Origin of the sequence: Polaribacter sp. BAL334 (assembly GCF_015767435.1) — a bacterium.
Lineage (GTDB): Bacteria > Bacteroidota > Bacteroidia > Flavobacteriales > Flavobacteriaceae > Polaribacter.
Genome location: NZ_JADWOV010000269.1, coordinates 1 through 11,867 on the forward strand (window position 1 = coordinate 1; position 11,867 = coordinate 11,867).

The 11,867-nt window shown below is 32.7% G+C and carries 7 protein-coding genes; 1 reads left to right on the plus strand and 6 read right to left on the minus strand.

Going from position 1 to position 11,867, the window contains the following annotated elements; all coding sequences use genetic code 11:
• Positions 1–301 precede the first annotated feature (301 nt).
• The 3 genes from obgE to secDF form a co-directional block, all read right to left on the minus strand.
• A complete protein-coding gene (gene obgE / locus IU405_RS06080) occupies positions 302–1,291 on the minus strand; it encodes a GTPase ObgE (RefSeq protein ID WP_197437719.1) in 990 nt (329 codons plus the stop codon).
• A 94-nt stretch (positions 1,292–1,385) separates the two neighbouring features.
• Entirely contained in the window at positions 1,386–2,504 is a 1,119-nt protein-coding gene (locus IU405_RS06085; protein ID WP_197437720.1) for an adenylate kinase, read from the minus strand.
• A 94-nt stretch (positions 2,505–2,598) separates the two neighbouring features.
• Positions 2,599–5,562, minus strand: coding sequence for a protein translocase subunit SecDF (secDF, locus tag IU405_RS06090; RefSeq protein WP_197437721.1), 2,964 nt, complete (start codon positions 5,560–5,562; stop codon positions 2,599–2,601).
• Positions 5,563–5,750: 188 nt separating this feature from the next.
• Here secDF and IU405_RS06095 point away from each other — a divergent pair, with 188 nt between their 5' ends.
• Positions 5,751–7,427, plus strand: a complete 1,677-nt coding sequence (locus IU405_RS06095; RefSeq protein WP_197437722.1) for a formate--tetrahydrofolate ligase — start codon at positions 5,751–5,753, stop codon at positions 7,425–7,427.
• 126 nt (positions 7,428–7,553) lie between these two features.
• Here the strand turns inward: IU405_RS06095 and mdh are convergent, their stop codons facing one another.
• The 3 genes from mdh to gyrB all read right to left on the minus strand — a co-directional run bounded on the left by mdh (position 7,554) and on the right by gyrB (position 11,711).
• Positions 7,554–8,480 (minus strand): malate dehydrogenase, encoded by a 927-nt coding sequence (gene mdh, locus IU405_RS06100; RefSeq protein WP_197437723.1) that lies wholly within the window; start codon positions 8,478–8,480, stop codon positions 7,554–7,556.
• Positions 8,481–8,609: 129 nt separating this feature from the next.
• Positions 8,610–9,668 (minus strand): DUF6588 family protein, encoded by a 1,059-nt coding sequence (locus tag IU405_RS06105; RefSeq protein ID WP_197437724.1) that lies wholly within the window; start codon positions 9,666–9,668, stop codon positions 8,610–8,612.
• A gap of 105 nt (positions 9,669–9,773) precedes the next feature.
• Positions 9,774–11,711, minus strand: coding sequence for a DNA topoisomerase (ATP-hydrolyzing) subunit B (gene gyrB / locus IU405_RS06110; RefSeq protein ID WP_197437725.1), 1,938 nt, complete (start codon positions 11,709–11,711; stop codon positions 9,774–9,776).
• Positions 11,712–11,867: the final 156 nt, after the last annotated feature.

The following is an 11,867-nucleotide window of genomic DNA, read 5'->3' on the forward strand; positions in this document are numbered from 1 at the left end:
AAATGGCAACAATCTGGTTTTCGGTAAATTGGGTTGTCTTCATAAGTTTTCGGCTTTAAATTTAATAATTTTTACTGAACGCGCTCCTGCGTCGCTTGTCGAATTCTATTTTTAAATGGCCGAATTTTGGGGAAGCTTACATAAAGAGATAATGAAAATGAAGAATTCAAATCAAATGATTAAAAAAATGTTTACAAACCATAAGAATCAATTTCAAAATTGAATTACCTACTGAAATCAAAAAATAAAAACTATAATTTTATTTGGAATTTATTTTATGAAACAACAGAATACTCTTTTCTTAGTGAAGAATTTTCCACAATTTGTCTTTCAATTCTGTCAAACCAATTTCAGTAACTGACGAAATAAAAACCGTTTCAATTCCTTTTGGAAGCGTTTGTTTTATTTCATTTTTTAGTTCTTCATCCAATAAATCAGATTTTGAAATGGCTAATAATCTCTCTTTATCAAGCAACTCAGGATTGTATTTTTTCAGTTCATTTAGCAATATTTCGTATTCATTACAAATATCATTGCTGTCGGCAGGAATCAAAAATAGTAACACTGAATTCCGTTCAATATGGCGTAAAAATCGGTGACCCAAACCTTTTCCTTCTGCAGCACCCTCTATAATTCCAGGAATATCTGCCATCACAAATGTTTGATGATTTCGATATTCTACAATGCCTAAATTGGGTTTTAAAGTGGTAAAAGCATAATCTGCAATTTTTGGTTTTGCAGCAGTAACAACAGAAAGTAAGGTTGATTTTCCTGCATTTGGGAAACCAACTAAACCAACATCGGCTAAAATTTTCAACTCAATTCGATACCATCCTTCTTGTCCGTCAATTCCAGGTTGTGCAAATCTTGGAGTTTGATGCGTTGCCGTTCTAAAATTCCAGTTTCCAAGTCCACCTTTTCCACCTTCTAGTAAAATAACTTCTTTTTTATCTTCCGTAATTTCAACAATAATTTCGTCAGTATCAGCATCTCTGATAATCGTTCCTAAAGGAACATCAATATAAACATCCTCACCATCAGCGCCAGTACTTCTACTTTTGCTTCCTGCACCACCTTGAGTTGCTCTAAAATGGCGTTTGAATTTTAGATGAAACAACGTCCATAAATTTCTATCACCACGTAAAATAATGTGTCCTCCACGTCCACCATCACCACCATCAGGACCACCTTTTTCGACAAATTTTTCTCTGTGCAAATGCGTAGAACCTTGTCCACCTTTTCCAGAAGTAGCGTATATTTTTATGTAATCTACAAAATTTCCTTCAGTCATGGCGGTTTTAAGTTATGAGTTTTAAGTTATTAGTTTTGAGTTATTGTTCAAAGTTTCTGGTTCAATATTGAATTTTGAACCTTGAACTTTAAACCTAAAGCGTTTCAAATACTGTTGAAATTCGGTGTGTAATATCCTCAATAGTTCCAACACCATTGATGCCAAAATACTTGTTTTGAGCTTCGTAAAAATCTTTTAAAACAGCCGTTTTTGTATTGTATTCATTGAAACGATTTCTGATTTTTTCTTCATCAGTATCATCTGATCTTCCACTTGTTTTTCCTCTTTCCAAAATGCGTTCCACTAGTAAATCTTCAGGAACTTCTAGCGCAATCATAGCATCAATTTGCAATCCTTTTTCAGCTAAAAATTCGTCCAAAGCAGTTGCTTGAGAAGCTGTTCTTGGAAAACCATCAAAAATGATTCCACTTGCATCGCTATTTTTTTCAACTTCATCTTTTAACATGTCAATGGTCACTTCATCAGGTACCAAATCTCCAGCATCAATATAGCTTTTTGCTAATTTTCCTAACTCAGTTTCGTTTTTAATATTGAATCTAAAAACATCTCCTGTAGAAATATGTACTAAATTATATTTCTCTTTTAAAACGATTGCTTGTGTTCCTTTTCCTGCTCCTGGAGGACCAAATAATACAATATTTTTCATTTTTGGTTTGTTTGTTAATTGATATATTGCTGGATAATTTCTACCTAAACCATTGTAATCTAAGCCATAGCCAACTATGAATTTGTCTTCAATACTTTTTCCAATATAATTGATAGGTAGTTCTTTTTTGAAAACATCGGGTTTAAAAAATAAAGTAACTACTTTTAATTCTTTTACATTTTTGTTTCTAAAGATATTATATATTTCTTGTAAAGTGCTGCCTGTATCAATAATATCCTCTAAAATAATAACGGTTCTTCCTGTTAAATCTTCATTAATTCCTACCAAATGTTTTACTTCATCTGTTGATTTTGTACCAGCATAAGAAGCTAATTTAACGAAAGATACTTCACAGTTTCCTTGATAAGCTCTAATAAAATCAGCAGCAAATAAAAAACAACCATTTAAAATTCCTACAAAAATCGGAATTTCATTTTCAGGTAAATCATCTTTTACTTGCCACGCAAGGTTTTTTACAATCGCAGCAATTTCATCCTTTTCTATAAAAGGACTAAAGTATAAATCGTGTAGTTTTATAATTTTCATCAGGATGTAAATATAATGCCTATCTGTGAAATGAAAAAACCGTTTTTAATCTGAAAATCAGTTTTAAAAACGGTTTATAAATTTTTAAAAAAAATTACTTGTTTTTATCTTCTTTTTTAGTAGTGTCGTACATAATTGGTGTTGCTACGAAAATTGAAGAATAGGTTCCTACAACAATACCAACAATCAACGCAAACATAAATCCTTTGATAGAATCTCCTCCAAAGAAAAAGATGGCTAATAAAACTAACAATGTTGTTAATGATGTATTGATGGTTCTTCCTAATGTAAGATTGATAGCACTATTGATTAATTCGTTATGTTTTCCTTTTCTTTCGTTGGTGAATTCTCGAATTCTATCGAAAATAATTACAGTATCATTCAGAGAGTATCCAACAACTGTTAGAATTGCAGCTATGAAAGATTGATCAATTTCCATGTCAAATGGCATAAAAGTATATGTCAAAGAGAAAACTCCCAACACAATCAACACATCATGGAAAACTGCAGCAACAGCTCCAAATGAGAAAGATACTTTTCTAAAACGCAATAAGATGTATAAGAAAACAATCAATAATGAACCAAATACAGAATATAATGCTGAGGTTTTGATATCATCAGCAATCGTTGGTTCAACTTTCAAGAAACTCATGATTCCAGCTCCTTGTTTTTCAAATCCAGGTTTAAAGTTTTCGTAAGAAGTTTTTGCCAAATATGGTTTTAAACCATTATATAATGTCTCTTGAATTTCTTCATCAACTTCTTGTCCTTCTTCATCAATTCTGTAAACAGTGGTTATTTTCAACTGATTTGCATTTCCATAGGTTTTCACTTCTGGCGCACTTCCAAAAACGGCTTTCAATTCTTGAGCAACTTTTGTAGGAGTCATTTCTTGATCAAAACGAACTACATAAGAACGACCTCCTTTAAAATCTACTCCTTGTTTTAGTCCAATTGTAAAAATCGAAATCAAACTAATAATCACTAAAGTACTTGATATTACATACGCAACTTTACGTTTTCTGATAAACGCAACATTGATATTCGTAAACCAACCTTTTGAAAAATTGGTATTGAAAGTTAAATTCATTTTTTTGTTTACTGCACTATCAACCAACAATCTTGTAATGAAAACTGCTGTAAATAAAGAGGTTGCAATACCAATCATCAATGTTAATGCAAAACCTTTGATAGGTCCTGTTCCAAAAACATATAAAATAATACCTGTTAATAAGGTGGTAATGTTTGCGTCAATAATAGCAGAAAGTGCTCCTTTGATAGAGAATCCTTCTTCAACAGCTTGTCTCAAGCCCATTTTTGCAGCCAAACCTTCTTTGATTCTCTCAAAGATAATTACGTTTGCATCTACAGACATACCAATGGTTAAAATAATACCTGCAATACCAGGCAATGTCAACACAGCATTGAAAGATGCTAAAATTCCAAAAATGAAAAGAATGTTTACTACCAACGCAATATTTGAGAAAATTCCGGCTTTTCCGTAGTAAAAAATCATCCAAAGTAATACCAAACAGATGGCAATCATGAATGAGTTTACAGATGCATCAATAGATTGTTGTCCTAAAGATGGTCCTACAACTTCTGCTTGAATAATTCTTGCAGCAGCTGGTAATTTTCCTGCTTTTAATACAGTAGCAATATCTTCAGCTTCAGCAATGGTCATAGTTCCTCCAGAAATAGAAGTTCTTCCTCCAGTAATTGCTTGGTTTACAGATGGTGCTGTATACACATAATCATCTAATACTACAGCTACAAATTTACCTACATTATCTGCAGTCATTTTTGCCCATTGTTTGGTTCCTGTACTATTCATTGTCATGCTTACTTCTGGTTTGTTCAATTGGTCAAACACTTGAGAAGCATCTAAAATTACGTCACCTTCAATTGGAGCAACATCATTTCTATTTCCTTTGATTGCATATAATCCAATCAATTCTGTTCCGTCTTTACCTTTTTCAGATTTATAATCCCATAAGAATTTTACATAGCGTAATTCGGTTGGCAATAATGCTCTTACTTCTTTTTTAGCTAATAAATTGTTTACAGTTGCTGTATCCAACACTCTAGCTTGCCCAACTAACGAACTAACTTGTTGTTGTGATTGCGCTACATTTGGGAATAAATAAGTAAAAAGATTTTTTTGAACTGTAGTAGAATCTTTAGTTTCTCCTAATAAATCATCAATATTTCCTTTTTTTACAGTGTCTTTTTCAACAGTAGATTTGTCTTTTAACATTTCTGCAACAACTGCATTCGCTTCAAAGTAAAAGTTTTGAACTTCTACATTTGAATGCACTTCCCAAAACTGCAATTCAGCTTTACTTGTGATTAATTTTGTAACACGTTCAATATCTTTTGCACCTGGCAATTCAATTTGAATTCTTCCAGAAGTTCCAATACGTTGAATATTTGGTTGTGTAACTCCGAATTTATCAATTCTACTTCTTAAAACTTCAAAAGCAGTACCAATAGAACTGTTGATTTCTTCTTGCAAAGTCTTTTTTACAGTGGCATTATCCTCATTCAATGAAATTTTTTCACTCAATGCTTTTGTGCCAAAAATGGAAGGATCACTTAATTTTGTAGTACCTGCAATTTTTTCAAATTCTTCAAAAAAGAGGTCTAAATAATTAGAATTGCTATTCTTTTGTCTTTCATCAGCTGCAGCTAGTGCTTTATTGAAAACTTCGTTTTTAGAATCATTTGACAAACTTTTCAATACTTCTTTTACAGAAACTTGTAAAATTGCGTTGATTCCACCTTTCAAATCAAGACCAAGGTTCATTTCCTTGTCTTTCACATCATTATAGGTATAATTCGTTACCCATAAATCAATAATTTCTTTGTTTGCAACGCTGTCTAAATACGCTTTTTCAAAAGCAGCTTTTTCTCGTGCATTGTTATTTTTATCCATACTTTTAGCATAAGCAGAAGCATCTTTTTCTACTTTGGTTGCTAAAAATGTAAATGATAATTGATATAAACTTACTAATCCAAAAAGGATAGCAAATAATTTAATAAGTCCTTTGTTTTGCATCTTCTTTAATTTATGTCGACTTCTTTTTTTTAAAACGTGCAAATATAGTATTTCATAGTAGGCTAAGCAATTATTTTATCACATTTATTGTGCTAATTTAAACACTGTTTTTAAACATTTAAAAAAACAAACCTAAAAAACATCCAAAATTCGTTATATTTAAGCACTAATTTCGATAGATTCACAAAATGACTTACTTATCTGATATTGAGATTGCTCAGGCAAAAAAGCCTTTACACATCAAAGAAATTGCTCAAAAACTAGGAATCAAAGAAGATGATTTAGAAATGTTTGGCAAGTTCAAAGCAAAACTCCCTTTATCTTTGATTGATGATGAAAAAATAGCTCAAAACAATCTGGTTTTAGTTACTGCATTGACTCCAACTCCTGCTGGAGAAGGAAAAACTACGGTTTCAATTGGTTTGACAGAAGGATTAAACAGTATAGGAAAACAAGCCACTGTTGTTTTAAGAGAGCCATCTTTAGGGCCTGTTTTCGGAATGAAAGGTGGAGCTGCAGGTGGAGGATTTTCTCAAGTAATTCCAATGGAAGAAATCAATTTGCATTTTACAGGCGATTTTAATGCGGTTGAAAAAGCGAATAATTTATTATCAGCTTTGATTGATAATAATATCCAAAACAAGACAAATAATTTGAATATTGATCCAAGAACCGTTCTTTGGAAACGTGTTATGGATATGAATGATCGTTCTTTGAGACAAATCATTATAGGTTTGGGAGGAACAACAAATGGTATTCCAAGACAAGATGGATTTAATATTACTCCAGCTTCTGAAGTCATGGCGATTTTGTGTATGGCAACAGATTTAGAAAATTTAAAAGAACGTTTGGGAAATATTTTTATCGGATTTACTTTTGATAATAAACCCGTTTTTGCTAGAGATTTGAAAGCGGAAAATGCGATGGCAATTTTATTGAAAGAAGCGATTAAACCCAATTTAGTACAAACATTAGAAGGAAATCCTGCAATTATTCATGGTGGGCCTTTTGCGAATATAGCCCAAGGAACCAATACAATTATCGCTACAAAAGCGGGACTTTCTTTGTCTAATTATGTAGTTACAGAAGCTGGTTTTGGAGCGGATTTAGGGGCTGAAAAGTTTTTAAATATCAAATCTGCTTTTGCCAAATTGAATCCAAAATGTGTGGTTTTAGTAGCTACAATTAGAGCTTTGCGTCATCATGGAGGAGCAAAAATGGAAGAGTATAATTTTCCGAATTTAGAACGAGTTTCTAATGGATTTAACAATTTGGAAAAGCACATTGAAAACATTCGAAAATTCAATATTGAACCAGTTGTTGCTATCAATGCGTTCATTTCAGATTCTGAAGAGGAAGTAAATTTTGTGATTGAAAAATGTGCCAATTTAGGCGTGAAAGCAGTGCTTTCAGAAGGGTGGGCTAAAGGTGGTGAAGGAACAAAAAATTTAGCAGCAGCTGTGGTTGATGTGGTTGAACATAAGGCAACTCAATACAAACCATTGTACGATTGGAAAAGTCCTATCAAAGAAAAAATTGAAATCATTGCTAAAGAAATGTATGGTGCAAAAAATGTAGAATACAGCAAACAAGCCCAAATTGATTTGAGAAGGATTGACAGATTAGGTTTTAATGATTTTGCTATTTGCATGGCAAAAACTCAAAAATCTTTTTCAGATAATGAATTTTTAATAGGAAGACCTGAAGGATTTACAGTAACAGTAAGAGAAATTGAAATTGCAGCAGGTGCTCAATTTGTGATTCCAATTTTAGGAAAAATGATGAGAATGCCTGGATTACCTGTCATTCCAGCATCAGAAAACATGAAAATTGATAAAGATGGAGTGATTTCTGGGTTATCGTAAAAATAACGTTGGTTTATAGATTTTGGATGTTGGTAAAAAGGCAATGGTTTTCTGATTTTTCTACTACAAATAAAAAATCCAGCCTAAGCTGGATTTCTTTATTTTTATTGTCTAAAAGCCAAAAGCCTACAAATTTAACAACTCATTTACTGAAGTAACTCCTTTTGCAGATTCAATCATGTTTGCTTTTTCTGCATCATTTAAAGTAATTTCAACAATACTTTCAACTCCATTTTTGCCAATTACAACAGGAACTCCCAAACAAATATCTGTGAAACCATATTCACCATTCAATAACACTGAACAAGGAAACACTTTTTTCTGATCGCAAGCAATTGCATGAACCATACTGCTCACAGCTGCTCCTGGAGCATACCAAGCTGAAGTACCTAATAATTTGGTCAATGTTGCACCACCAACTTTGGTATCTTCTTTTACTTGTTCTAATCTTTCAGCAGAAATAAATTCAGAAACTGGCACTGAATTTCTTGTTGCCAATCTTGTCAAAGGTACCATTCCAGTATCAGAATGACCACCAATGACCATTCCATCAACATCCGAAATTGGAGCATCTAAAGCTTCAGCCAATCTGTATTTGAAACGAGCAGAATCTAAAGCACCACCCATTCCAATAATTTTATTTTGTGGGATATTGGTAGTTTTATGCACCAAGTACGTCATGGTATCCATTGGATTTGAAACTACAATAATGATGGTATTTGGAGAATATGTTAATAAATTTGAAGCTACCGTTTTTACAATTCCTGCATTGATATCAATCAATTCTTCACGAGTCATACCTGGTTTTCTTGGAATTCCAGACGTAATCACGCAAACGTCAGAATTGGCAGTTTTTGAATAATCATTTGTGATTCCTGTAATTTTGGTATCAAAACCATTTAAAGAAGCTGTTTGCATCAAATCCATTGCTTTTCCTTCAGCAAATCCTTCTTTGATATCTAACAAAACAACTTCCGAAGCGAAATTTTTAATCGCAATATATTCTGCACAACTTGCGCCAACTGCACCTGCACCAACAACTGAAACTTTCATATTTTTATGTTTTAAGTTAATTATTTTTTTGAAACACAAAAGTACGATATTTTATGTTTTTTATTTGTGATAATTATCATAAAAAAAGACACCAAAAAGGTGTCTTAAAAAATGTTTTTTTAATGGAATTTATCTAATACCAAGAGAAATACCTGCGGATAATGCATTGTATTCTTGCAAAGTATAAGAAGCAAATATTTTGAAAAATCCTAAACTTAATCTAGCTCCAATGGTTGTTGTAAAACCATTAACATTAAAATCTAAATTTGGAGCACTAAGATTTATAGTTTCTGAATATTGTTGACCATTTACAGTGTAGTCATAACTACCTTGATATGTTCCTGGCATTCTGTAGGAAGAGCTTCCGCTACTATAACCAAAACCACCAAACAAGTTAATAATTGGAAAGTTAAGTGAAGCCATTGCTTGAACTGTAAATGCCTTTAATTCAAATTCAGCTGAAGCATTATTAATTATCAAACTTCCAGAATTCTGATTTTCAATTCCGTAAGTAACATCCATAGTTGTATAGGCAGCTAATAAAGCAACATGTAAAGGAGTTTTTTCCATTGGGCCAAACCAATTGGTGATTTCTTTTTTCAATCCTAAACCTAACATATTCACTTTACCTCCATCATCACCTAAATCAATTTTTGGAACAATTCTTAACATTCCTTCTAGTTTCCAAGGTAATCCAACATTTAATTGTGCTATTGGAGCAGGGACAGCGTTTAGTGGTAAATCATCTTTTATTCCTCCTGGAAGTGTTAAACCAGCAGTCACAACTTGTGATTGCCCAAAAACAGGAGAATTTGGGTTTTGAATTGTTAAAGTTCTAGTTACAGTTAGGTTTGTTTGAGTTCCAACACCTGCAAATGATGGTGCAGAACTTGCTCCAGAAATTGAAGAAAGTCCTACTAGACTAAAAATTTCTTTCTCTGAGGGTACCATAGAAGCACTCAATCCCAATGTTAAATCAAATCCTAAAACTTTGTGAACTTTAGCAGTATGAGACCAGCCATTATTCATTCCGTAAATAAAACCTTCCATAGCAGGAGCAAAATACCCTTGCATTATTTTGTTTACATCACTACCTTCTGCAAGTAATATGTTTTCAAAACCATCTTGTGCTTTTGTATTAAAAGACAAGGAAAAAACGCCTATAAAAATTAAAATATACTTTTTCATTGATTTAAAGATTTGGTTAATTTTTTCTTAAATTTAAAGTAAAGATAAAAAAAAATACACACCTTTTTAAAAAGTGTGTATTAAATTAATTTTTTGATAAATATCTTAAACGTCTATCTTAGCATATTTCGCATTTTTTTCAATAAAATCTCTTCTTGGCGGAACATCATCTCCCATTAACATGGAGAAAACTCTGTCAGCCTCAGTTAAACTATCAATCGTAATTTGGCGCAAAGTTCTAAATTCAGGATTCATGGTTGTGTCCCACAATTGTTCTGCATTCATCTCTCCCAAACCTTTATAACGTTGAATCGTAACACCACCACCCATTTTTTGAGCGATTAAATCTCGCTGATTGTCATCCCAAGCATATTCTCTTTTTTGTCCTTTTTTCACCAAATATAATGGAGGAGTGGCAATATAAATATATCCTTGCTCAATCATTTCTCTCATAAATCGGAAAAAGAAGGTTAAAATTAACGTGGCAATATGCGAACCATCAACGTCAGCATCACACATAATCACTACTTTATGATATCGAACTTTTGATAAGTTTAACGCTCTTGGATCTTCTTCTGTTCCAATGGAAACGCCCAATGCTGTAAACATATTTTTGATTTCTTCATTTTCAAAAACTTTGTGTTGCATGGCTTTTTCTACATTCAAAATTTTTCCACGTAATGGCAAAATTGCTTGGAAGTTTCTGTCACGTCCTTGTTTTGCAGTTCCACCTGCTGAATCTCCCTCAACCAAGAAAATTTCACATTGAGCAGGATCTGTTTCAGAACAGTCAGATAATTTTCCTGGCAAACCTCCCATGGTCATTACCGTTTTACGCTGAACCATTTCTCGTGCTTTTCTGGCTGCATGTCTTGCTGTTGCTGCTAAAATTACTTTTTGAACAATGGCTCTTGCGTCATTTGGATTTTCCTCCAAATAAATAGTCAACATGTCAGAAACTGCTTGAGAAACTGCAGAAGTTACTTCTCTGTTTCCTAATTTTGTTTTTGTTTGTCCTTCAAATTGTGGCTCTTGAACTTTTACAGAGATAATAGCTGTCAATCCTTCACGAAAGTCATCACCTGCAATTTCGAATTTTACATTTTTTAACAATCCAGAATCATCTGCATATTTTTTTAGCGTCGTTGTCAATCCACGTCTAAAACCTGCTAAATGTGTTCCTCCTTCATGCGTATTGATATTGTTTACATAAGAATGCAAATTTTCAGCATAAGAAGTGTTGTAAACCATGGCAACTTCCACTGGAATTCCATTTTTTTCACATTCCATGGAAATGACTTTTGCAATCAAACTTTCTCTAGTAGAATCTAAATATTTTACAAATTCAGGTAGTCCTTCATCTGAATAGAAAATTTCGGTTGTGAAGTTTCCTTCATCATCTGTTTTTCTTCTATCTGTTAATTTTATGGTTACACCTTTGTTCAAAAATGATAATTCTCGCATTCTATTGGCAAGCGTTTCATAATTGAATTCGGTAGTTTGTTGAAAAATTGATTTATCAGGTAAAAACGTAACAATTGTTCCTGTAAAATCGGTTTCACCAATTGTTTTAACAGGATATAATGCTTTTCCTCGTTCATATTCTTGTTGCCAAATTTTACCGTTTTTATGAACAGTAGCTGTTAAATGATCAGAAAGAGCATTCACACACGAAACTCCAACTCCATGCAATCCACCAGAAACTTTATAAGAATCTTTGTCAAATTTTCCACCAGCTCCAATTTTTGTCATTACCACTTGCAATGCAGAAACGCCTTCTTTTTTGTGAATATCCACAGGAATTCCACGTCCATTATCTTTGGTAGTAACAGAATTGTCTTCGTTGATAGTAACTTCAATAGTATCACAATGACCTCCCATTGCTTCGTCAATGGAGTTGTCTACAACTTCATATACCAAGTGATGTAATCCACGCACGCCAATATCTCCAATATACATGGAAGGACGCATTCTCACGTGTTCCATTCCTTCTAAAGCCTGAATACTGTCTGCTGAATATTCGTATTTTTTTTCTTCGCTCATTATAAGATGAATTTTGATTTTAAGGTTCTAAAAAATCTTCTTTTGAAAATTTTACAAACTCAAATTTACAATTTTATAGATTCATTTCAAGACTTTTTAGCAATTTTCTTCTGAAATTATCAACATTTGTTAAAAACAGAAAAGTGTCTTAAATCG

Bases quoted from the DNA above. Each gene is read 5' to 3' on its own strand.
- obgE (WP_197437719.1), bottom strand. From the start codon at position 1,291: ATGACTGAAGGAAATTTTGTAGATTACATAAAAATATACGCTACTTCT.
- IU405_RS06085 (WP_197437720.1), bottom strand. From the start codon at position 2,504: ATGAAAATTATAAAACTACACGATTTATACTTTAGTCCTTTTATAGAA.
- secDF (WP_197437721.1), bottom strand. From the start codon at position 5,562: ATGCAAAACAAAGGACTTATTAAATTATTTGCTATCCTTTTTGGATTA.
- IU405_RS06095 (WP_197437722.1), top strand. From the start codon at position 5,751: ATGACTTACTTATCTGATATTGAGATTGCTCAGGCAAAAAAGCCTTTA.
- mdh (WP_197437723.1), bottom strand. From the start codon at position 8,480: ATGAAAGTTTCAGTTGTTGGTGCAGGTGCAGTTGGCGCAAGTTGTGCA.
- IU405_RS06105 (WP_197437724.1), bottom strand. From the start codon at position 9,668: ATGAAAAAGTATATTTTAATTTTTATAGGCGTTTTTTCCTTGTCTTTT.
- gyrB (WP_197437725.1), bottom strand. From the start codon at position 11,711: ATGAGCGAAGAAAAAAAATACGAATATTCAGCAGACAGTATTCAGGCT.